Origin of the sequence: Ensifer sp. KUDG1, from assembly GCF_050434285.1 — a bacterium.
Taxonomy (GTDB): Bacteria; Pseudomonadota; Alphaproteobacteria; order Rhizobiales; family Rhizobiaceae; genus Ensifer.
Map to the genome: position 1 here is coordinate 96,162 of NZ_JBNDIG010000008.1, position 22,006 is coordinate 118,167.

Genomic DNA, 22,006 nt, shown 5'->3' on the forward strand with positions numbered 1-22,006 from the left:
AATGAATGGCCACGATGTCAGCCTATGCTCCGCCGCTTTCACGCACAGGAGGATGAGATGAGAATATCGGAAGCCATGCATCCCGGCGCTCGCTGGATCTCTCCCGAAACCGATCTGAAGACGATCGCGCGTATCATGCGCGACGAGGACATCGGCGCGTTGCCGGTCGGCGAAAACGACCGCCTGATCGGCATGGTCACGGACCGCGACATTGCGCTGCGCGCTTTTGCCAACGGGCGGGACCCGGCGTCGATGACGGCGCGGGACGTGATGACGAGGGATATCGTCTATTGCCGGACGGACGAGACGATCGAACATGCCGTCCATCTGATGGAGGCGAAACAGGTGCGGCGTCTGCCGGTGATCGACCAGGACAAGCGCATGGTCGGTATGCTGTCGCTGGGGGATGTCTCCCATGCCGGTAGCCAGCAACTGTCGGGCGAACTCGCCAAGGCCGTCACGGCCCATCACGTCTGACGTCGGTTTGCCGGATGCGGCGCCTTCTAAGAGGGCGCCGCAAGCCGTTTCGTTCGAGGCTGTCAGAACCGGTAGCTGATACCGGTGCCGATCAGCCACGGATTAAGCTTGACCTTGCCGCTGACGGCACCGGCGCCTGGCAGGGTGGCGTTGACCTCAGGCTCCAGGAACAGCTTCTTCACGTCGAAGTTCAGGCCCCAGTGGTCGTCGAGCTTGATATCGACGCCCGCCTGAAGCGCCACGCCGAAGGTGTTTTTCAGGTCGAAGCTGGAGAAATCGCCGCGGGGCTTCTCGTTGTAGAACATTGTGTAGTTCACGCCGGCGCCGACATAGGGCTTGATCTCGTCGGTGACGTTGAAATGGTATTGGAGCGTCAACGTCGGCGGCAGCAGCCAGGCCTTGCCGATCTCGCCGAGGCCGGCGATCGAGCCGCTGCCGCGCGCCGTGTGCGGCGTCGTGCCGAGGATCAGTTCGGCGGCGATGTTGTCAGTGAAGAAATAGGTGATGTCGAGTTCCGGCACGACGGAGTTGCTGACGCCGACCTTTTCGCCGTCGAGCGCGCTGCCGTTGAGATAGAGCGTGCCCTTGTCGTCAGGCAGGACGGCGAGCGCGCGGCCACGGATCATCCACGGGCCGGGCTCGCTTGCCAGTGGCATTTCCGGTGCCGCGACCGCGCCCGGCTCGGAGAGATCTGCCGCCGTCGCGAGCGCGAGCGGTGCCGCAAGCGCGGCGAAAAGGACGGCAGATGGCAGAATGGCGCGAGTAGGCATGATTTTCCGGACCCCCAGAAGAAGTTGAACATCGCCGGTCAGGGCGTTCGGCGGCAGGGATTCTGCGGCCGACGGCACTATGCTCAACAGGGCCTCTCAGCGGTTGTCCTGGATCAATGCAGGCGCGAATCATCAAGCCCTTGGGGATAAAGGTGGATTCGGCCAAAGACGCGATATCCGCGCCAATCCCTTGTCAGGCGGGCATGCGCGGAATGCTGGCAAGCAGACGCTGCGTATAGGGATGCTTCGGCGCGGCCAAAATGTCGCGGGTCTTGCCGCTTTCGACCACCTTGCCACGCTCCAGAATGACCATCTCCTCGCAGAGGGCCGCGACGACGCCGAGATCGTGGGAGACGAAAACCAGCGTCAACTTCTCGGCGAGCGTCTTGAACAGCTCGACGATGCGGATGCGGGTGGAAAGGTCGAGCGCGCTGACCGCCTCGTCGGCAAGCACGATCTGCGGGCGGGCGACGATGGCGCGGGCAATGGCGATGCGCTGGCGCTGGCCGCCGGAAAACTCGTGCGGATAGCGGCGGAGTGCATCGGCGGGAAGTCCGACCGCTTCGAGTGCCGCAGTGACCGCCTGCGTCCGGTCGCCTGGGATCCGCAGCGACCGCAGTGGCTCGCCGATGATGTTGATCACCCGCTGGCGCGGGTCGAGAGAGGAATAGGGATCCTGGAAAACGGGTTGCACGGCGCGGCGGTAGCGCTGCATGAAGGCGCTGCTGCCGGTGTCGAGGGCTTCCTCGCCGAAGCGAATGGTACCGATAGTCGGGCGAATGAGCCCGAGCATCAGTCGCAGCAGCGTCGTCTTGCCCGATCCGGATTCGCCGACCAGACCGACGCTCACCCCCGGTCGCACCGAGAGCGAGACATTGTCGAGCGTGGTCTGCTGGCGGGAGTAGCCGAAGCTAACGTTTTGAAGATCGAGCATCATGATCCGGTTGCTCCGAGCGCTTCGTCGAACAGACGGGCGGCCTCGACCAGGGTCTTGGTATAGCCGTGCTGCGGTGTGCCGAAGACCGAGCCGACCAGGCCCTCTTCGACAGCGATGCCGTTCTTGAGCACGATGACGCGCTCCACCACCTGGGAGACGACCGGCAGGTCGTGGCTGATGAACAGAAGCGCCATGCCGGTCTCGCGCACCAACTGGTCCAGCAGTTTCAGGATCTCGGCCTGCGTCGTGACGTCGAGTGCGGTCGTCGGCTCGTCGGCAATCAGCAGCTTCGGGCGGCAGGCGAGCGCCATGGCGATGGCCACGCGCTGGCGCTGGCCACCGGACACTTCGTGCGGGTAGGAATTGATGATGCGATCCGGCTGAGGCAATGCCACCTTGTCGATCAGATCGCGGACTTCGCGTTGAACCGCTTCCTTCGTTGCCTTGCCGCCGTCTCGTTCCAGACGTCGGCGAACGGGTTCGGCGATCTGCCGGCCGATCTTCATCAGGGGGTCGAGCGCGGTTAGCGGCTCCTGGAAGACGACCGCTGTGGCGACGCCGCGCAGCCGGTTCATCACCCGGTCGGTGGCGCCGACAACCTGTTGCCCGTCAAGCGTGATCGAACCGGTGACAGTGATCGAAGGCGGCAGCAGGCCGGTCGCGGCCATTGCCGTCATCGACTTGCCGGAACCGGATTCACCGATCAGGCCGATGCGTTCATCGGGGCGAATGGCGAAAGAGAGGCCGGACACCAGCGGCTTGTCGCCGGCGCGGATGGTAAGACCCTTGATGTCGAGCAGCGCTCTCATCGCGATCTCCCCCGCGTCGGATCGGCTATATCGCGTAGGCCGTCAGCCAGAAGATTCATGCCGATGACGAGCGCAACGAGGGCGATGCCCGGTGCGATCGCGCCGATCGGAGCCGTATAGACGGTCCCTTGTGCTTCCTGCAGCAGCCGTCCCCACGAGGCGTTCGGTGGTGGTGCGCCAAGGCCGAGATAGGAGAGCGACGCCTCCGCGATCACGGCGAGGCCGAACTGCAGGGCAAAATTGACCGACAGCGTCGGCCAGATATTGGGCAGCACGTGGCGGAAGACGACGCCGGCCCAGGAGGTTCCCGATGTGCGCGAGGCGACGATGTAGTCCTGCCTAAGCACGCGCTTGGCGAGGATGCGGGTCAGCCGCGCAACGATCGCCGAGATGGCAAGCCCGAGTGCCAGGATCGCCGACCAGAGGCTGGCGCTGTCGCTTGCCGCCACCACCAGCATGGCAAGCAGCAGGGTCGGAAAGGCGATCAGGATATCGAGCGTCGCAGCCATCACGTCGTCGGCAAGGCGCGTGGCGAAGGCAGCGAGAACGCCGAGGCTGACGCCGATCGCAGCACCAATCGCAACTGCACCAGTGCCGACCAGCAGAGCGGTACGAGCGCCGATCATCAACTGGGTAAGCAGGTCGCGGCCCAAGCGGTCGGTGCCGAGCCAGTGCAAAAGTGACGGCGCTTCCAGTCGTCCACCCGAGGCATTCAGCGGATCATAGGGCGTCCAGAAAAGCGTCAGCACCGCGACGGCGACGTTGAGGCCGACGACGGCAAGGCCGACGGTCAGGGCCAGCGAGCGCCGGCGCTTCGGCGCGGAAGCGGCTGTGTCGACGGGGCTCATGCATTGCCTCCGACGGCGCGTTCGCGCAGACGCGGATCGATCAGCCTTTGGGTGAGATCAGCGGCAAAACCGATGAGCAGCACCAGCAGGGTGGAGATGAACAGCACGCCCTGAACATTCGGATAGTCACGCTGCTCGATCGCAAGCAGCAGCATCGAGCCAAGGCCCGGCAGGGCAAAGACGCGCTCGACGACTACCGCGCCGAGCAAGGTCGTTGCAAGCTCGATGCCGAGGATGGAGACGATCGGCACGGCGCCGTTGCGGATGCCGTGACGAATAAGTGCCTCGGGGAAGCTGGCGCCGAGGGCACGTGCGGTGCGCAGATAGTCGCTGCCGAGGACATCCTGGGTCGCCGAGCGGATGTAGCGCAGCAGGGACGCGCCCATGACGAGGCCGATCGTCATGACGGGCAGCGCGAGCGCATAGAGCACCTGCCCTTCATTCTGCCAGCCGCGGCGGGGAAAGCCGCCCGAAGGAAACAGCCGGAAGGTGACGGCGAACAGCGTGACCAGCAGAATGCCGACCCAGAAGACGGGGATGGCGATGCCGAGCTGTGAAATGGTCGAGATCAGTCCGCCATACCAGCGATCAGCTTTGACGGCCGAGAGGATGCCGAGCGGAACGGCGATCAGGATGGCGAGCACGAAGCCCATCAGCGCCAGCGGTACGGTGACCGTCAGCCGCGCGGCGATCTCCTCGATCACCGGCTTGCCGCTGACAAAAGAGGTCCCGAGGTCGAAGCGGGCGAGGCTGCCGGCAAAGCGCAGGAACTGCTGCCAGAGCGGCAGGTTCGAGCCGACCTGTTCGCGCGCCTTCTCGATCTGCACGGCATCGGCGCCGACAGAGAGAAGCGCATTGGCGGGATCACCGGGCAAAAGGCGCAAAAGCACGAACAGCACCACCGCCGCGATCAGCAGCGACAGAAGCAGAATGGCAAAGCGGCGGACGAGATAGGTGAGAATGGCTGCATTCCTTTCTTCTCACGGGGGCCGTGATCAGAGAGCTGGCTTTTGCACCAAAAAGATCGGGCAGGCTAGAGCATGGCCCATCTTTGGTCACGCCTGTGGAAGGACGGCGAATTGCCCGGACAATTGGCGCGAAACGCAATCAGCCCCCGGAATGGATCCAGGGGCTGCTGTTCGTGCACCGGTGTGGGGTGCACACCGGACGGCGGTGCCGCTTATTGCTCGCTTTTCTTGATGCCGAAGGCGAAGAACTGCGAGTTCAGTCCATTCACCGGGTAACCGGTCACGGCCGAGCTCGAGACAACGATCTGCGGGTAGAGATAGAGCCAGTTGCTGGCCGCATCCTCGGCGATGATCGTGTTGGCTTCCTTCAGCTTCGCCGTCTGCTCGTCGGTGTTGGCGGCGGCCTCCGACGCCTTGATCAGGTCGACGACCTCAGGATTGTTGTAACCCCAGTAGAAATCCGGATTGCCGTAGAAGACGATGTCGCGGTGATTGACGTGCTCCTGCAGCGTCGCCTGGAAGTCATGCGCCTTGTAGACCTTGGTGTACCACTCGTTGGCGGTGATCACGTTGATCTCGACCTTGATGTTGACCTTTGCGAGTTCGCTCTGGATGAACTGGGCGACGATCGGGTGCGGGTCGTAGTTCGGCGTGTCGAGCTTGAAGGTGAAACCGTCGGCAAAGCCCGCTTCCTTCAAGAGCGCCTTGGCGCTCTCGACGTCATAGGCGTCGACGGCGGTCAGGTCCACGTACCAGGGATCGGTCGGCGGAACGAAGGAGCCGATGAGGGTGCCGTATTCGCCCCAGATCGAGGTCAGAAGCTTCTTGTCGTCGATGGCGCGGGCGATCGCCTTGCGGACCTTGACGTTGTCGAACGGGGCGACGCGGTCGTTAAAGGCAAGCAGTTCCTTGGTCGTCGACTGGCCTGCGGTGACCGTGAAGTCAGGATTGTCCTTGAACTGGGCAATGGAGTCCGGGCTCTGGACGCTGGTGATGATGTCGACTGCGCCGGTCAATAGCGCATTGTTGAGTGCGGTCGCATCGGTGAAATATTGGAAGACGACTTCGCCATTGGTCGGCGCCGTGCCCCAGTACTTGTCGTTGCGGACGAGCGCCAGCGACGAACCGCGGCGCCATTCGTCGAGGCGATAGGGTCCGGTGCCGTCTTCGCCCGCGTTCAGGTCCTTGGCTGCATCGTTGACGATCCAGACATAGCTCAGATTGTAGGGCAACGAGATCGAGCGGGCGGACAGCTTGACGACGACCGTCTGGTCATCGGGCGTTTCGATGGCGCTGATGGTTGCGAGGCTCTTCTTGCGCGAACTCTTGGATTGCTCGGCCGTTACGCGCTCGATGCTGTACTTGACGTCGGCGGCCGTCAGAGGATCGCCGGAGTGGAAGGTGACGCCGGGGCGAAGCTTGAAAGTGTAGGTGAGGCCATCGTCGCTGACGCTCTGCTCGGCCACGAGACCCGGCTGAACGTCGCCGGCATCGGTCAGCGTGAACAGCGCCTCATAGACATTGCCGTTGAAGGCTTCGTTGATGCCCTGGCCGGCGCCGGCAGTGTTGTCGAGGTTCTGCGGCTCATAAAGCGAGCCGATGGTGATCGAGGCGTTGGGATCGAACTTCGCGTCCTCGGCGAATACGGCCGTGCTCGACGCAAGAGCCAGTGCCAGCGTCGTGGCCGCCAAGGTTGCGCCGCGCGCCCGGCGGGCCTGTCCCGCGGTCTTGCCAAAGCCGATGATAGTGCCAGTCATGTCCCAAACTCCTGCTTATGCCTGTTGTGCGGATCGCACCGCCGCCCGAATTCTAGCCATCGGACGATTGCCGTGCATCATACTTATTCCCTAGTAATTTAGTGGGAAAATTGATTTCTTTTGTCAGGCGAAGTTGAAATTTGTACCCGCGATTGCGGCGGTTGGGCAGATGCGCATTTCGCTTTTCACCGCGTGGTGTGGACAGAGATATATCAGGCCGGCCTTGATAGGCCCGCCCACCCTTTGACAAATTGGCGCGAATTCCTTCCGCTGGCTGTGAATGCCGGGCGTCAGACGGAAATCGATTGTTGTTCGCGTAGGCTTTCCCTCGAAAATTGCAAAATGCAACGAGTCGACAAAAGGATTCGACAGTCGGAAGATTCTGATATATCGGCTGATTAATCGTTTAATCACGCGATAGCGGGAACACTGTCTTGGCGCGTTCCGGACCAAAACTGACGAGGATTGCCAGAACGCTGGGCGTCTCCGCGGCGACGGTTTCCAACGCGCTCTCGGGCAAGGGGCGTGTTTCCGCCGAGATGGTGGAAAAGATCCGCGCGACCGCTGCCGAGCTCGGCTATGTGCCGAGCCAGGCGGGCAGGGCGCTGCGCACCGGCCGCACCGGCGTTCTCGGCCTTGTCCTTCCCGATATCGCCAATCCGCTCTTCCCGCAGATCGCCCAGGCGATCGAGCTCGCCGCTTCGTCGTCGGGCTATGGCGTGCTGATCGCCGACTCCCGCGGCGACGTCTCGACCCAGACCAAGGCGATCGAGCGTCTGATTGATCGCGACGTCGATGGCCTCGTGATCGTGCCGAGGCGCGGCACCCGCATCGCCGATGTCGGCTGTCCGGTCGCCGTCATCGATACGCCCTCGACCCCCGGAAACACGGTCGCTGCCGACCATTGGGGTGGCGGCCAGCAGATCGCCGAGCATCTGAAGGCGCTCGGCCACCGCCGGGTGCTGATCATCGGCAACAATCCCGCCTCGAACGTACAGAACGACCGCGCCGGCGGCATCCGCTCGGTCTTTGGCGAGGGCTGCCATACCGATACGCTCTGGATCGAGCCATTGGAAAAAGCGGCGGGCAAGGGCTGTCCGCTCGGCCTCGCCGATAAGGTGGCCGAAGGCTACACCGCCTTTGCCTGCATCTCCGATCTCCATGCGCTGCGCGCGCTCACCGAATTGCAGCGCGCCGGCATCGATGTGCCGGAAAAGGCAAGCGTCACCGGTTTCGACGACCTGATCTGGTCGCCGGTCATCACGCCGGCGCTGACGACGGCGCGCATGGACATGACCGAGATCGCGGCGGTCGCCGTCGCGGCGCTCGTCAAGGCGATCAGCGAGCGCGACCCGTCCGATCCTGAGATCGGTGCGCCGGTTACGGCGGCGACCTCCAAGGTGCCAATGCACCTGGTCGTCCGGCAATCGGCCGCAGCGCCGCCCGCGTCTCAACCCGTTCATACCACTGTCACCGCAGCCACATCCGTCACCGAAGGAGGACACCAGCCATGAAGAAGTTCCTGCTCGCCTCAAGCGCGCTCTTGCTCGTTACCGCCAACGCCGCATCTGCCCAGGAAAAGACGCTCACCATTTCCGTCTACGGCTTTGCCCAGGACGCCTTCAAGGAACTGGTCTACACGCCGTTCGAACAGAAGTGCGGCTGCAAACTCGTCGTCGAAACCGGCAACAGCGTCGAGCGCCTGGCCAAGATGGAAGCCAACAAGGCGAGCCCGGTCGTCGACATGGCCGTCGTTTCGATGGCCGACGCGCTTTCGGCCACCCGCGCCGATCTGATCGAGAAGATCGATACCTCGAAGCTCCAGAACTTCAACAAGCTCTACGACCTCGCCAAGGACCCGAACGGCGACGGCATGAGCGTCGGCTACACCTTCTACGCCACGTCGATCGTCTACCGCTCGGACAAGATGGAAGTGAACTCCTGGGCCGACCTCCTGAGCGACAAGAACGCCAGCCACGTTGCCTTCCCGAACGTCACCACCAACCAGGGCCCGCCGGCGCTCTACATGGTCGGCGAAGCCATCGGCAAGAACACGCCTGACCTCAAGGAAGCGATCGCCGCCGTCGGCGCCAAGAAGGACGAGATCGTCACCTTCTACGTCAAGTCCTCGCAGCTCGTTCAGCTGATGCAGCAGGAAGAAATCTGGGCCGCCCCGATCGGTCGTTTCTCTTGGGAAGGCTTCACCAAGCTCGGCCTGCCGATCAAGTGGGCAACGCCTAAGGAAGGCCAGACCGGCGGCATGAACGTGATGGTACTGACCAAGGGCGGCAAGAACCAGGATCTCGCACTTCAGTTCATGGACTTCTGGCTTTCGACCGAAGTTCAGACCGCACTTGCCGAAAAGCTGGTCGACAGCCCGGCCAACAAGGACGTGAAGGTCTCGCCCGAGATCGCCGAAAACCTGACCTACGGCGAAGAGACCGTGAAGAATCTCAAGCTGATCCCGTCGGCCGTCGCCCTCGACAACCGCGAAGCGTGGCTGTCGGAGTGGAACGCCCAGGTCGGCCAGTAAGTCCAAGCCTTTGCGACCTCCACCGGCGGACACGGACCGCCGGTGGAGACCTGATGCGACGGGCGCGATGAGACGCGCCCAGGAATGCCTTGAAAGGAAGAAGGATGTTCCAGAACCGCGCCGAAGCCCTGGCGCTCGCTCTGCCCGCAGCGGTCTTTGCGGCGATCGTCTTTCTGGCGCCGGTGGTGATCCTGCTGGCGGAAGGCTTTCGCAGCGCAGACAGCTGGTCGCTGTCGGCCTATACGACATTCTTTTCCGATCCGCTGAACCGCACCGTCTTCCTGCGCACCTTCCGGCTCGGCCTGATGGTTACCGTCGTTTCGGCGGTCATCGGCTATGCCGCGGCCTTTGCGATCGTCAATCTGTCGCCGCGCAACAAGGGGCAGATGATCGGCCTCGTCGTGCTGCCGCTGATGATCTCGTCGGTCGCGCGCACCTATGCCTGGATCGTCATTCTTGGCCGCACCGGCATCGTCAACCAGGCGCTCCAGCTCGTCGGCCTTTCGGATGAGCCGATCCGCTTTCTCTTCACCGAGACCGCCGTGTTCATCGGTCTGCTGCAGCTGTTCCTGCCGCTGATGATCCTGTCCTTGATCAGCGCGCTCGAGAACATGCCGAAGGATGCGATCCCGGCCGCCCGCGTTCTCGGCGCCAACTGGTTCCAGGTGTTCTTCAAGGTGATCCTGCCGCTGACCAAGGAAGGCCTTGTTATCGGCGGAACGCTGGTTTTCACCGGTTCGCTCACCGCCTATATCACGCCTGCGATCCTCGGCGGCTCCAAGGTTCTGATGCTTGAAACGCTGCTCTACCAGCGCGTCACCGTCGCCAACGACTTCGTCGCCGCAAGCGTCATCGCCTTCATCCTGATCGTCATGAGCTTTGCCGCCAATCTTCTCCTGAAACGGCTTGCCACTGCGAGGAACAAGCGATGACCCCTCGTATCTTTACTCCGCTCGTTCTCTTCCTGGTGATCGCCTTCCTGATCGGGCCGTTCTTCATCATCGTCGCGGCGTCGCTCTCGGGCGGAGAGACGCTGGCCTTCCCGCCTCAGGGCTTCTCGCTCAAGTGGGTCGCCAAGGTCTTCACGGTCGAGAGCTTCCAGGAGAGCTTCGCGATCTCGATGCTGCTGGCGATCGGCGGCACCGCGGCCGCTCTCGTGCTCGGCGTTCCCGCCTCTTACGCGCTTTCGCGCTACAAGCTGCCTTTCGGCGAAACCATCCGCACGATCGTCTCCTTGCCGATCATCGTGCCCGGCATCATCGTCGGCCTGGCACTGCTGCGCTACATCGTCGTGCCCTTCGGCCTGAACATCACGCTGACGCTGTTTCTCGCCCATACCGCGTTGGTCCTGCCCTATGCGGTACGGGTCGTCTCGGCGAGCCTCAACAACCTGCGCTCCGACATCGAGGAGGCAGCCGTGCTGCTCGGCTCGTCGCGCGCCGGCGCTTTCTTCCGCGTGGTGATGCCGAACATCCGCAGCGGCATTCTTGCCGCCTTCATCCTCGGCTTCGTCACGAGCTTCAACCAGGTGCCGGTGTCGCTCTTCCTCTCCGGCCCGGGTGTGCGCACCCTGCCGATCGACATGCTCTCCTACATGGAGATCACCTACGATCCGTCGGTCGCAGCCCTCTCGGCACTGCTCGCCTTCATGTCCATCGGCATCGTCTTCCTTGCCGAACGCTTCCTGGGATTCTCTCGCTATGTCTGACGCCCCCTTCCTCAGCCTTGAAAAACTGACGCTCGCCTATGGCGACACCGTTGCGGTGAAGGACCTCGACCTGTCGATCCGCAAGGGCGAACTGGTGGCGTTCCTTGGGCCCTCCGGTTGCGGTAAGACGACGACGATGCGCTCGATCGCCGGCCTGCTGTCGCCGGCCTCAGGCGCGATAAAGCTCGATGGAGCCGACATCACCCGCGTGTCCGCCAACAAGCGCTCCGTCGGCCTCGTCTTCCAGTCCTATGCGCTGTTCCCGCACCTGACCGTGTTCGAGAACGTCGCTTTCGGCCTGCGGCTGAAGAAGCTGCCGGCTGCCGATATCGAGAGCAAGGTGACGGCTGGCCTCAAGTCCGTCGGGCTTTCGAAGTTCTCCGCCCGCAAGCCGGGCGAGCTTTCGGGCGGCCAGCAGCAGCGCGTGGCGCTGGCGCGTTCCATGGTGATGGAACCGAAGGTGCTGCTTCTCGACGAGCCGCTGTCGAACCTCGATGCTCGCCTGCGTCTCGAAATGCGCACGGAACTGCAGCGGGTGCAGAAGGAAACCGGCGTCACGATGATCTTCGTCACCCACGATCAGGGCGAAGCCCTGTCGCTGGCGGACCGCATCGTTGTCATGCTGAACGGCGCGATCGAGCAGATCGGCACGCCCGAGGATATCTACAACCGCCCGATCTCGCGCTTCGTCGCCGATTTCGTCGGTTTCGAAAACATCTTTGCCGTCGAAGGCGGCAAGCTGAAGGCCGAAAACGGCCCGATCGATCTTTCCGGATCCCTGCCGCCTGACACGGCAGGGCTTGCGTGGCGTCCGCGCATGGTGACCCTTGGTTCAGGTCCTTTCCAAGGCACCGTGCGCGGAGCCTCTTTCTCCGGCAGCACGCGCGAGTATCTGCTCGATACGCCGCTCGGCGCCATCAAGGCGGAAGAGGACGCAGCGCTTGCAGCCCGTGAAACCGGCTCTGCCATCGCCTTCGACCTGCCGGTCGAAAAGGCTGCACGCCTCAAGAAGTTCGGGTAAGGTCCAATGGGTGTCTGGATCGATACGGACATGGGGTTCGACGACATTGCCGCCGTGCTTGTCGTCCTTCATGCCGGTGAAGAGATCGACGGAGTTTCGCTCGTTTTCGGCAACACGCCGCTCGACCGGGTGAAGCGCAATGCAGCCAGTGCCGCGCGCGCCTTCGACTGGGCTTTCCCCATCCACGAAGGCCGTGCCCTGCCGGTGCTCGGCAAGCTCGAAACCGCCGAACGCATTCTCGGCGAAGCCGGCATGCCGACCGCCGGCCTGACGCTGCCGGAGGCTGACGCCTTGCCGGCGAGTGACGCCTTTGCCGCCCTTTGCGGCTGGCTGGAGCCGGAGGGGCCGAAGCGCATTCTGGCACTCGGACCGCTCACCAATCTCGCTGCTCTTTGCCTTGCCCGTCCGGACCTAGCCAGCCGGATCACCGATCTCACCTGGATGGGCGGCGGTGTCACCAGCGGCAACCATACGGCATCCGCCGAGTTCAACGCCTTTGCCGATCCGGAGGCGCTCGCGATCGTGATCGCGCATGGCCTGCCGCTGCGCATGGTCGATCTCGATCTTTGCCGCAAGGTCTTTGCCTACCCCGATGACGTCGCGCCGATCCGCTCGGCGGGTGGCGCCCACGCGGCCCTCATCGCCGATCTGCTTGCCGGCTTCATCTCGATCGGCACCAGCCGTGGCCGGCCGGGCATGGCGATCTATGATCCTTGCGCGGCCGTTGCCTTCGTCAATCCGGGCGCGATCTCGTTTCGCAAGGCGCGCATCGATGTCGAACTCGGTGGGACACTGGCCCGCGGGCGTACCGTCGTCGAAACGCGCGAAAGCCATGCGATCTTCAATGCCGAATTTGCCGTCGATGCCCATGTCGAGACGACCAGGGCACAAATCCTGGGCGCCCTGATGAAGGAAGCGCAGAAGTGAGTTTCATAGAGCAGCCTCGGGACTTGATGGATGCGGCGCTCCGCAGCCGGGCAGTGGCCGCAGCGCGTGGTGCCGAGCCGTTCGACGTTTTGATTTCGGGCGGCACGCTCGTCGACGTCGTGACCGGAGAGCTTCGTCCGGCCGATATCGGCCTCGTCGGATCGTTGATCGCAAGCGTCCACGAACCGGGCGCGCGCAGTGACGCAGTAACCGTCGTTGATGCCACCGGCGCTTTCGTTTCGCCCGGCCTGATCGACACGCACATGCATGTCGAAAGCTCGATGGTGACGCCGGCGACCTACGCAAATGCGGTGCTGCCGCGTGGCGTGACGACCGTCGTCTGGGATCCGCATGAGTTCGGCAATGTCAACGGTGTGGCCGGCGTGCGCTGGGCGGCGGACGCCAGTCGCGATCTGCCGCTGCGCACGGTGCTGCTGGCGCCCTCCAGCGTGCCCTCGGCACCCGGCCTTGAATTGGCCGGTGCCGATTTCGACGCTGGTGTGATTGCCGACATTCTGAGCTGGCCGGAAATCGGCGGTATCGCCGAAATGATGAACATGCGCGGCGTCATCGACGGCGAAACGCGCATCACCGGGATCGTCCAGGCGGGGCTTGCCGCCGGCAAGCCGGTCAATGGCCATGCGCGCAGTCTTGCCGGCTCTGATCTCCAGGCCTTCGTGACGGCTGGTGTCAGCTCCGACCATGAACTGGTCTCGGGTGACGATCTCTTGGCAAAGCTCCGGGCTGGTCTGTCGATCGAACTGCGCGGCTCGCACGATCATCTGCTGCCGGAATTCGTCAAGACGATCAAGGCTCTGGGCCATCTTCCTCAGGCGGTAACGCTCTGCACCGACGACGTCTTCCCGGACGATCTTGCCCATGCCGGCGGCCTCGACGATGTCGTTCGCCGGCTGGTGCGCTATGGCCTGCCCGCCGAATGGGCGCTTCGGGCGGCAACGCTGAACGGCGCCGTGCGCCTCGGCCGCCACGACCTCGGGCTCGTGGCGCCGGGCCGCCGGGCGGATATCGTGCTCTTCGAGGATCTCGCTGATTTCCGTGCGCGCACCGTCATTGTCGATGGCAAAATGATTGCAGATGCCGGACGGATGATCGAGCCGCTGAGCGGCATCGCCGCCGAGACCTTGCACGGCACGATGAAGATCGCGCCGCTTTCGGATGACGATTTCCGCATTCCTGCCGACGGCACCAAGGTCCGCATCGCGACCATCGACCGGCCTCGCTTCACCCAGTGGGGCGAAGCCGTTGCTACGGTCGAGGGCGGCTTCGTCGTCCCGCCTGAGGGCACGACGCTGATCGCCGTCGCGCATCGCCATGGGCGCGCCGACAGCCGACCGCGCGTTGGTCTGTTGTCGAGCTGGGGCACCTGGCGCGGCGCCTTTGCGACCACGGTTTCGCATGACAGCCACAACCTCACGGTCTTCGGCGGCAATGCGCAGGATATGGCGATCGCGGCCAATGCGGTGATTGCAGCCGGCGGCGGCATGGCCGTCGCGTCCGGTGGCAAGGTCGATGCGCTCCTGCCGCTGCCGCTGGCCGGGCTGGTTTCCGAGGAGCCGCTGGAAGAGGTGGCGGATCGCTTTGCAGCACTCCGCGAAGCGGTCGGACGCATCGTCGATTGGCAGCCGCCATACCTGGTCTTCAAGGCCTGCTTTGGCGCAACGCTTGCCTGCAACGCCGGCCCGCACCAGACCGATCGCGGCATCGCCGACGTGGCGACGGGCACGGTCATGGAAAGCCCGATCCTCGAGATCCTTGAAGCCTGACATTCAAGGCCGCCCTGCCTGGGCGGCCTTTGAAGTCCGACGTCACTTCCGTCGAGGCGGGCAGCCTCGCTCTTTAAGCGCTGGCTCTAAATCCTTGAGAACACGGGTTCCCGCGAGCATCTTCGCGATGCACGCGTTACTCCGCCTGTGCCAGTTCCTGCTCCACCAGGGTCGACCAGAATGCGGCGCCCGGACCGATCGCTTCGTCGTTGAAATCATAGGCGGTGTTGTGATGCAGCGCGCCGTCGACGGCGGGGCCGTTGCCGAGCCAGACGTAGCAGCCGGGCGCTTCCAGCCCGAAGAAGGCGAAATCGTCGCCGGCGGTCGACGGCGGAAACGCCGTGCGGGTCTTGTCGCCAAAGACGGCGCGAGCGGCTTTCAACGCCCGGGCCGCGGCATCGGCGTCGTTGACGACGGGCGGAATGCGGCGCTCGAATTCATAGTCGACGGAAATCCCGTACATCTCTGCCGTACCGCGCGCGAGACGGCCGATCTCCGTTTCGAGCTGGTCGCGCACTTCGGGCGTATAGGCGCGCGCCGTGCCGCCAATCTCGACGATATCGGGGATGACGTTGAGCGCCTTCGGGTCGCCGGCGCGCACGGAGCAGGCGCTGACGACGGCCGGCTGCAAGGGATCGACGACGCGGCCGACGATCGACTGCAGCGAGGCAAGGAAGGTGCCTGATGCCGTTACCGGATCGCGGCCGAGATGCGGCTTGGCCCCATGGGTGCCGACGCCGCGGAAGGTGACACGCCAGCTATCGGATGAGGCGAGTTGCGGGCCGGCCACGACGGCCATTTCGTCCGGATCGAGACCGGGCATGTTGTGCAGGCCATAAACGGCGTCGCAGGGGAAGAGCTTAAACAGCTCGTCTTCGACCATGCGCTTGGCGCCGCCGCGGCCTTCTTCGGCCGGCTGGAAGATGAAATGTACGGTGCCGGAGAAATTGCGGGTCTTCGCCAAATGGCGGGCAGCGCCGAGCAGCATTGTCGTGTGGCCGTCATGACCACAGGCATGCATCTTGCCGGCCTCGCGGGATTTGTAGGGACGGTCGGCGATCTCCGGCATGGCGAGCGCATCCATATCGGCGCGAAGGCCGATCGAGCGGGTGCCGTTGCCGACCTGCAGCGTACCGACGACGCCGGTTTTTCCCAAGCCACGATGGACCTTTAGACCCGCATCCTCAAGCCACTTGGCAACGAGGTCGCTGGTGCGGACCTCCTCGAAGCCGAGTTCAGGATGGGCATGCAGATCGCGACGGAAGTCGGTGAGGAAGGTGAGGTCGTCGGCTATTCCGTCTGGCAGGCGCATCGGCTGGCATTCCCATGTTCATTGCGCGAAGGGGCTTGTGAATTCCGCGTGCTTTGCTTCAGCCGCGGCGCCCTTTCGGTTTGATCGAAGTCGCAAACGGTATAGACGAAAACGGCCGGAACCAGAACAGCAAGCCGGCCTTTTTGATCGCCTTTCATTTCGGGCGAAAGCGCGCAGACGAGGACCGGACCGATGCAGCCCCACGACTTCTGGCAGGAAATCTACCCGCCGAAAAGCTTCGACATTCAGGCAGGTTATCGCGATTTCTTCCCGGCGTCTCTCGGCGATGGCAGGCAGATCCTGTTGCCGATCCGCCCGCTTTCCGACGGCAAGCATGCGCTGGCCTCGCTGATCGTCAATCAGGCGAGCTTTGCCGTCGAGGATGCGCTGGCAACGGAACTGGCCGCCAAGCTCGCGCCCTATGAGCCCGAGGTCGTCGCCGGTCTGCCGACGCTCGGCCTCACGCTCGCCTCGGCCGTCGCCCGCAAGCTCGGCCATAGCCGCTACGTGCCGCTCGGGACCTCGAGAAAATTCTGGTATGTCGACGATCTCTCCGTCCCGCTTTCCTCGATCACGACGCCCGACCAGAAGAAGCGGCTCTATGTCGATCCGCGCATGCTGCCGTTGCTGGAAGGAAAACGGGTGGTGCTGATCGACGATGTGATTTCGAGCGGCACGTCGATCCTTGCCGGGCTGACGCTGATGGAGACCTGCGGCATCGAGCCGGTCGCGATCGGCGCCGCCATGCTGCAGACCGAGCGCTGGCGCCAGCCGCTCGCCGACCGCGCGCCGCATTGGCCGGAGCGTGTCGTCGGGGTGTTCCAGACGCCGATACTCACCCGCAACGAGGACGGTAGCTGGCGAGGGGCTTGATCGAGCGACGGCTGCCACCCAGTCGCCCGAACGTGCCTGCGCTCTTGCCCCGAACAAATTCCTTTGCCTCCTGCGACAGGAGCGCGCTAGCCTCGACCCGGCGTTGCGGCAGCGAGGCAATTCATGCGCTTCATCAATCCGATCCCCTTCGTCAGCGACATCGACCGGTCGCGGATCTTCTACGAGACAGTACTTGGTCTGACGATCCGAGAGGACTTCGGCGACTTCGTGCTTTTCGAGGGCGGCTTTGCCATCCACGAAGGACGCGCGCTCGAGCGGACGATCTGGCGGCAGGACCTGTCTCCGGGCGAACCCTATGGGCGGAAAAACGTGCTTCTGTACTTCGAGGATGACGATGTAGACGCAGCCTTCGCGCGCATTGCACCGCATGTGGAGCTGATCCATCCGATCGAGCTGCAGGCGTGGGGCCAGCGCGTCTTTCGATTTTACGATCCGGACGGGCATGCAATCGAGATCGGAGAGCCACAGGACTTGGGTGCCGCAGGCACGGCAGCCTAGGGCGTGTCAATTGGCGAGGCGACGTCAAAGTTCGGGCACCGCCGCGATCGCGGCGGCGCCCGAACTGTTTCGTGCAAGACCGCCCAGAGGGCGTTGAACGACTGGGATCGGCTCTTAGTTCGCCGGCCGGACCTGATAATAGACCGTTGACTTCGCGCCGCCTGCCTTGGCGATCGTGTAGACATCGTAGGAGGCTTGCGGATCGTTGCCCATGCCGAGCGAGCCCGAGGGCATGCCGGGAACCGCGATGCCTGCGACATCAGGCTTTTCCGAGAGCAGCTTCCTGACCGCTTCGAGCGGCACATGCCCCTCGATGACATAGCCGTCGATGACGGCGGTATGGCAGCCTTCCATGTCGGCGGGAACCGCAAAGCGCGTCTTGATCGCCGACATGTCGGCCTCGTCGCGCACCTCGACCTTGTAGCCGGCCGCTTCCATCGCGTCCGCCCATAGTTCGCAGCAACCGCATTGCGGATCCTTGTAGACCGCCATGGTTCCGGTTGCCGCGACTGCGCCTGTTGCCAAGAGGGTGATGCCCGCAATCGTGCCTGCAACGAAATGCCTGCGTAACACGTTCATCGAACACTCCTTTCCGTTTCTTCCTGATTTTAAGGATTGTGACGCCCGGGCCGCGCAAAGTCGACCCGGGCGGTTTGCCGCAGTTTATTTGACCTCGGTCACCGTGAGCTTGCCGTTGACCCGATCGGCCACGAATTCGATCGCAGCACCTTCCTTGAGTTTGGCAAGCACCGCGTCGTCGGCGCGGAACACCATGGTCATGGCCGGCATGTCGAGGTTCTTCAGATCCTCATGGTCGATCGTCACCTTCTTGGCCTTGGTGTCGATCTTCTTGACCACGCCCTTGGTGAACTCCGCCGCATAAGCGGGCAGAGCGAAGGTGGCGGAAACGGTGAGCGCGAGCGCTGCAAAGAGGGTACCTACGGTTTTCATGGTTTCATCCTTTCCTGTTTTCTCGGGTTACTTCTTCACGACGTCGAGCGGGCCGTGCATGCCGGCGTCGTAGTGGCCCGGCACCAGGCAGGCGAATTCGAAGGTGCCGTCATTGGTGAAGGTCCAGTAGATGTCTCCGGACTTGCCGGGCTCGAGCCGGATGGCGTTCGGGTCGTCGTGCTCCATGTCCGGGAACTTCTCCATGGTGATCTTGTGTTCCTGGATCGTCGCCTTGTCGTCGAGCACGAATTCATGCGCGAGTTCGCCGGCGTTCTTGATCGCGAAATGGACCGTCTGGCCCTGGCGAACCTTGATGGTCGAGGGCGTGAAGATCATCTTGCCGTCGTCGGTTTCCTTCATGGTGACGCGGATCGTCTGCGTCGACTTCTTGCTGTCGCCGGGCTCGCCGATCGACACCTTGTCGTGGCCACCGGCGTGGCTGCCGCTGGCGAGGGCCTGGGAGGACAGGGCGGAGGCGACAACGAGCGCCAGAGCGAATGCTGATTTCTTCATCGTAATGTTCCTGATGGATTTGAAAGAGTTCATTGCAGTCGGCCGCCCTCTCACGGTTTGGGCGTGAGCACGGTCTTGGCATCCTTGGCCCGCGTCGGTTCCGGCAACGCACCGGTCCATTCCCAGGCCTGTGTTCCCGGCGGGTTTTCGTACCAGCCAGGATCGCTGTAATCGCCGGCGGAGATGCCTTCGCGCACCTTCACCACCGAGAACATGCCGCCCATCTCCAACGCGCCGTGCGGACCCCAGCCGGTCATCATCGGGATCGTGTTGTCGGGGAGCGGCATTTCCATTTCGCCCATGTCGGCCATGCCGGCCGTACCCATGGGCATGTAGTCGGGCTTCACCTTACGGATCTTTTCCGCGACCGATTTCTTGTCGGCGCCGATGAAGGTCGGGATATCGTGACCCATGGCGTTCATCGTGTGGTGCGACTTGTGGCAATGGATCGCCCAGTCGCCCTCGTACTTCGCGTCGAACTCGTAGGCGCGCATGGCGCCGACGGGGATGTCGATCGACACTTCCGGCCAGCGTGCCTCCGGCCTGACCCAGCCGCCGTCGGTGCAGGTGACCTCGAAGTCGTAACCATGCATGTGGATCGGATGGTTGGTCATGGTGAGGTTGCCGACCCTGACCCGCACCCGGTCGTTCTTGGATACGACCAGCGGGTCGATGTCCGGAAAGATCCGGCTGTTCCAGCACCACATGTTGAAGTCGGTCATTTCCATGATGCGCGGCACATAGGTGCCGGGATCGATGTCATAGGCATTGAGCAGGAACACGAAGTCGCGGTCGACGCGCATGAAGTTCGGATCCTTCGGATGCACCACGAAGAACCCCATCATGCCCATGGCCATCTGCACCATCTCGTCGGCATGGGGGTGGTACATGAAGGTGCCGGACTTCACGAGGTCGAACTCGTAGACATAGGTCTTGCCGGCGGGGATATGCGGCTGCGACAAGCCGCCGACACCGTCCATGCCCGAGGGCAGGATCATGCCGTGCCAATGGATGGTGGTGTGCTCCGGCAGCTTGTTGGTGACGAAAATCCTGACGCGATCGCCCTCGACCGCCTCGATCGTCGGGCCCGGCGACTGGCCGTTGTAGCCCCAGAGATAGGCGGTCATGCCGTCGGCCATCTCGCGTTCGACCGGCTCGGCGACAAGGTGGAACTCCTTGACGCCGTTGTTCACCCGGTGCGGCAGCGTCCAGCCGTTGAGGGTGACGACCGGGTTGTAGTCCGGTCCGCTCGTCGGCGCGAGCGGCTTCTGGGTCGTGGCATTGTCCATGCTTGCCGCTTCGGGCAGCCCGGAGTTGGAGGTTTGCGCCCAGGCGGCGGTCGAAACGAGAGCAGCACCGGCGCCGAGGAAGTTTCTTCTGTTGAACATGATCTGATCCTTTTTGAATTAGGCGGGATGCGTACGGAAAACCGCACACATTTTTCCTCAACCCGCCCTAGTGCCCGGCGCCGCCGGCTTCCGCTGCCGCGGGTGCTGCCGCCCCTCCAGCCGCGCCACCTGATCCGCCGCCGTGGATGGCGGTCATCAGGTCGGCATCGGCCAGCCAGAAATCGCGCTTCGCGTTGACGGAGAGCACGGTCGAATTGACCTTGGCCCTGACGTCGGCAAGCAGCTCGAAGGTGCTGGTGATCATGCCGTTGTAGCTGAGGGTCGCTTCTTCCTCGATCTTGTTGCGCAGTGGCACGACGTTGTTGCGGTAGTGCCGGGCGATGTCGTAGCGCGAGCGGTAGGCCTCATAGGCAGAGCGGGCTTCTGAGCGGATGTTGACCGCCTTTTCCGCCAGCAGGTTTGCCGAGCGCATATGGGCAAGCTCGGACTTGCGCATGCGCGCGCTGCCGCTGTCGAAGATCGGGATCACGAATTCGAACTCGAACTGGCCTGTTGTCTCGACCTTGGTGCCGTCGTCCTCTTTCTCCCGTTCCGCTTCCGCTCCGGCGATGAGCTCGAGGTCGGTCACATAACGGGTCGCTTCGGTGAGCTTGTAGGACTTGGCCACCGCTTCGAGGTCGAGGCGGGCGATCTGCAGGTCGACGCGGCGTTTCAGCGCTTCCGCCTCGATGCTGTCCTTGCGCGCCAGCGTCTTCGGCAGGTTCGGCAGGCGGTTGGGAACCTGGTAGTCGACGTCGCTACCCCAGAGACCCATCAGGCGCGTCAAGTTCTCCTTGGCAAGACGCGCCGCAAGCCGGGCTTCGGCCGTCTGGCCGGCGAGTTCGGCGTTGAAGACGTGCTCGCGCGCCTGGTTGCCCTTGCCCATGGCGCCGGTTTCGCCGAGTTTTGCGGCGAGCTCCGAGGAGGCGTCTGCCGACGCCTGTGCCTGGTTCAACTGCGCGACGGTTTCCCAAGCGGCAACCGCTTCGATCCAGGCGCGGCGGGTTTCGGCCGCCAGCTGCAGTGTGCTGAGCGCCGCGTTGAGCTGCGCCTGGCGGAAACGCGCGTCGGCAATGGCGATCGTCTTGTCGCGGGTCAGGAGCGCCAGGATGTTGGTCGTGACGAGCCCCTCGATCGCCTTATAGGCCTGCAGTTCCGGCGTGCCGATCCCGGTGGTGCCGATCGAGACGGTGGGGTTGAGGAACAAGGTCGCCTGCCAGGCATCCGCCGACGCGTCGCCGAGATCGGCATAGGCCGCTTGCAGGCCCTTGTTGTTGAGAAGGGCGATCTGAACGGCCGTGTCGGCGTCGATGGTCTTGCGCTTCAGCAGCGCCTTGACCTCGGCATTGACCTTGTCGGCCTGTTCGCGGTTCTGGATCCAGACGCTCTTCTTGGTCGCGGCCGTCGAGACCTTGGCATCCACGGTGGTGAAGCCCGCGTCCTTGGCCGAGTATTCGGTCACGCAGCCGGCGAGCACGAGAGGCAGACCGATGGCTGCGGCGAGGTTGAGTTTGCGAAGCCTCATGACGCATCTCCCTTGGCGGTCGATTGCGCGTCGTTGAGCGGTTTCCAGGCCTTGGGGCCGGTCGGTTCGCGGTGGGTGTAGCCCGAAATGGGGCTGCGATATTGCGTGCTTCGAATGCCGCTCGTGCTGTTGGCGGGATCGCCAAGGCTCGAGACCTCGGCAGGCAATGTGGCAGCGCATCCGCCCAGGATCATGGGCAGGAGCGCCATGGAAAACAAACGTTTCATGGTCAAACCTGAAATGTGAATGGCAGAGGTCGGCGGTCGACCGGATGAAACCGGGCGGGCCTTGTCGCGGACCGCGCTAGAGGTGGGGCGAGCGTCTCATCGGACACGCGGAAGCCACGGCAGCGCTTCGCACCGCCACAGATCCTTTAGTCGGCAAGG

At 63.6% G+C, this 22,006-nt stretch carries 23 protein-coding genes; 10 read left to right on the plus strand and 13 right to left on the minus strand.

The features are described from left to right. Positions 1-57 precede the first annotated feature (57 nt). The gene (locus tag M2267_RS20015) at positions 58-477 is read left to right on the plus strand and encodes a CBS domain-containing protein (RefSeq protein ID WP_043613745.1); all 420 of its coding nucleotides are present in this window, start codon (positions 58-60) and stop codon (positions 475-477) included. A 62-nt stretch (positions 478-539) separates the two neighbouring features. Here the strand turns inward: M2267_RS20015 and M2267_RS20020 are convergent, their stop codons facing one another. From M2267_RS20020 to M2267_RS20045, 6 genes are all read right to left on the minus strand, one after another. Next, entirely contained in the window at positions 540-1,247 is a 708-nt protein-coding gene (locus M2267_RS20020; RefSeq protein WP_429116472.1) for an OmpW/AlkL family protein, read from the minus strand. A gap of 193 nt (positions 1,248-1,440) precedes the next feature. Continuing rightward, a complete protein-coding gene (locus M2267_RS20025) occupies positions 1,441-2,187 on the minus strand; it encodes an ABC transporter ATP-binding protein (RefSeq protein ID WP_429116857.1) in 747 nt (248 codons plus the stop codon). Beyond that, positions 2,181-2,993 (minus strand): ATP-binding cassette domain-containing protein, encoded by an 813-nt coding sequence (locus M2267_RS20030; protein ID WP_429116474.1) that lies wholly within the window; start codon positions 2,991-2,993, stop codon positions 2,181-2,183. The genes M2267_RS20025 and M2267_RS20030 overlap by 7 nt, the downstream gene beginning before the upstream one ends. Then, positions 2,990-3,841, minus strand: a complete 852-nt coding sequence (locus M2267_RS20035; protein WP_429116476.1) for an ABC transporter permease — start codon at positions 3,839-3,841, stop codon at positions 2,990-2,992. Before M2267_RS20035 ends, M2267_RS20030 begins: the two co-directional genes overlap by 4 nt. Beyond that, positions 3,838-4,803, minus strand: coding sequence for an ABC transporter permease (locus M2267_RS20040; protein ID WP_429116860.1), 966 nt, complete (start codon positions 4,801-4,803; stop codon positions 3,838-3,840). The genes M2267_RS20035 and M2267_RS20040 overlap by 4 nt, the downstream gene beginning before the upstream one ends. A 218-nt stretch (positions 4,804-5,021) precedes the next feature. Further along, positions 5,022-6,566, minus strand: a complete 1,545-nt coding sequence (locus M2267_RS20045; protein WP_429116479.1) for an ABC transporter substrate-binding protein — start codon at positions 6,564-6,566, stop codon at positions 5,022-5,024. A 434-nt stretch (positions 6,567-7,000) separates the two neighbouring features. Here M2267_RS20045 and M2267_RS20050 point away from each other — a divergent pair, with 434 nt between their 5' ends. The 7 genes from M2267_RS20050 to M2267_RS20080 all read left to right on the plus strand — a co-directional run bounded on the left by M2267_RS20050 (position 7,001) and on the right by M2267_RS20080 (position 14,539). Continuing rightward, positions 7,001-8,080 carry a LacI family DNA-binding transcriptional regulator gene (locus M2267_RS20050; RefSeq protein WP_429116482.1) on the plus strand — a complete coding sequence of 360 codons (1,080 nt, stop codon included), beginning with the start codon at positions 7,001-7,003 and terminating at the stop codon, positions 8,078-8,080. Then, positions 8,077-9,099 carry an ABC transporter substrate-binding protein gene (locus M2267_RS20055; RefSeq protein WP_429116484.1) on the plus strand — a complete coding sequence of 341 codons (1,023 nt, stop codon included), beginning with the start codon at positions 8,077-8,079 and terminating at the stop codon, positions 9,097-9,099. Before M2267_RS20050 ends, M2267_RS20055 begins: the two co-directional genes overlap by 4 nt. Positions 9,100-9,203: 104 nt before the next feature. Then, entirely contained in the window at positions 9,204-10,031 is an 828-nt protein-coding gene (locus M2267_RS20060; RefSeq protein ID WP_043613763.1) for an ABC transporter permease, read from the plus strand. Next, on the plus strand, positions 10,028-10,807 hold the full coding sequence (locus M2267_RS20065; protein ID WP_043613765.1) for an ABC transporter permease: 780 nt from the start codon (positions 10,028-10,030) through the stop codon (positions 10,805-10,807). Before M2267_RS20060 ends, M2267_RS20065 begins: the two co-directional genes overlap by 4 nt. Next, a complete protein-coding gene (locus tag M2267_RS20070) occupies positions 10,800-11,828 on the plus strand; it encodes an ABC transporter ATP-binding protein (RefSeq protein WP_402321866.1) in 1,029 nt (342 codons plus the stop codon). Before M2267_RS20065 ends, M2267_RS20070 begins: the two co-directional genes overlap by 8 nt. 6 nt (positions 11,829-11,834) lie before the next feature. Beyond that, positions 11,835-12,755, plus strand: coding sequence for a nucleoside hydrolase (locus M2267_RS20075; RefSeq protein WP_429116487.1), 921 nt, complete (start codon positions 11,835-11,837; stop codon positions 12,753-12,755). Between the two features lie 26 nt (positions 12,756-12,781). Next, positions 12,782-14,539, plus strand: a complete 1,758-nt coding sequence (locus M2267_RS20080) for an adenine deaminase (protein WP_429116862.1) — start codon at positions 12,782-12,784, stop codon at positions 14,537-14,539. Positions 14,540-14,675: 136 nt separating this feature from the next. Here M2267_RS20080 and M2267_RS20085 read toward each other — a convergent pair whose 3' ends face one another. Beyond that, positions 14,676-15,851: a M20 aminoacylase family protein gene (locus tag M2267_RS20085; protein ID WP_429116490.1), complete on the minus strand. Its 1,176-nt coding sequence runs from the start codon at positions 15,849-15,851 to the stop codon at positions 14,676-14,678. Between the two features lie 156 nt (positions 15,852-16,007). Between M2267_RS20085 and M2267_RS20090 the strand changes: the two genes are divergently transcribed. Both M2267_RS20090 and M2267_RS20095 read left to right on the plus strand, forming a co-directional pair. Continuing rightward, positions 16,008-16,724, plus strand: a complete 717-nt coding sequence (locus tag M2267_RS20090) for a phosphoribosyltransferase (RefSeq protein WP_429116865.1) — start codon at positions 16,008-16,010, stop codon at positions 16,722-16,724. Positions 16,725-16,847: 123 nt separating this feature from the next. Then, entirely contained in the window at positions 16,848-17,243 is a 396-nt protein-coding gene (locus tag M2267_RS20095) for a VOC family protein (protein ID WP_429116491.1), read from the plus strand. A 114-nt stretch (positions 17,244-17,357) separates the two neighbouring features. Here the strand turns inward: M2267_RS20095 and M2267_RS20100 are convergent, their stop codons facing one another. The 6 genes from M2267_RS20100 to M2267_RS20125 all read right to left on the minus strand — a co-directional run bounded on the left by M2267_RS20100 (position 17,358) and on the right by M2267_RS20125 (position 21,847). Then, positions 17,358-17,816 carry a DUF411 domain-containing protein gene (locus M2267_RS20100; RefSeq protein ID WP_052201672.1) on the minus strand — a complete coding sequence of 153 codons (459 nt, stop codon included), beginning with the start codon at positions 17,814-17,816 and terminating at the stop codon, positions 17,358-17,360. A gap of 90 nt (positions 17,817-17,906) precedes the next feature. After that, entirely contained in the window at positions 17,907-18,194 is a 288-nt protein-coding gene (locus M2267_RS20105) for a copper-binding protein (protein ID WP_043613781.1), read from the minus strand. Between the two features lie 27 nt (positions 18,195-18,221). Continuing rightward, positions 18,222-18,707 carry a cupredoxin domain-containing protein gene (locus tag M2267_RS20110; protein WP_043613783.1) on the minus strand — a complete coding sequence of 162 codons (486 nt, stop codon included), beginning with the start codon at positions 18,705-18,707 and terminating at the stop codon, positions 18,222-18,224. Positions 18,708-18,757: 50 nt separating this feature from the next. Beyond that, the gene (locus M2267_RS20115) at positions 18,758-20,095 is read right to left on the minus strand and encodes a multicopper oxidase family protein (protein WP_043613785.1); all 1,338 of its coding nucleotides are present in this window, start codon (positions 20,093-20,095) and stop codon (positions 18,758-18,760) included. A gap of 67 nt (positions 20,096-20,162) precedes the next feature. After that, the gene (locus M2267_RS20120) at positions 20,163-21,620 is read right to left on the minus strand and encodes a TolC family protein (protein ID WP_429116494.1); all 1,458 of its coding nucleotides are present in this window, start codon (positions 21,618-21,620) and stop codon (positions 20,163-20,165) included. Beyond that, positions 21,617-21,847 carry a hypothetical protein gene (locus tag M2267_RS20125; protein ID WP_429116496.1) on the minus strand — a complete coding sequence of 77 codons (231 nt, stop codon included), beginning with the start codon at positions 21,845-21,847 and terminating at the stop codon, positions 21,617-21,619. The genes M2267_RS20120 and M2267_RS20125 overlap by 4 nt, the downstream gene beginning before the upstream one ends. Between the last annotated feature and the right edge of the window lie 159 nt (positions 21,848-22,006).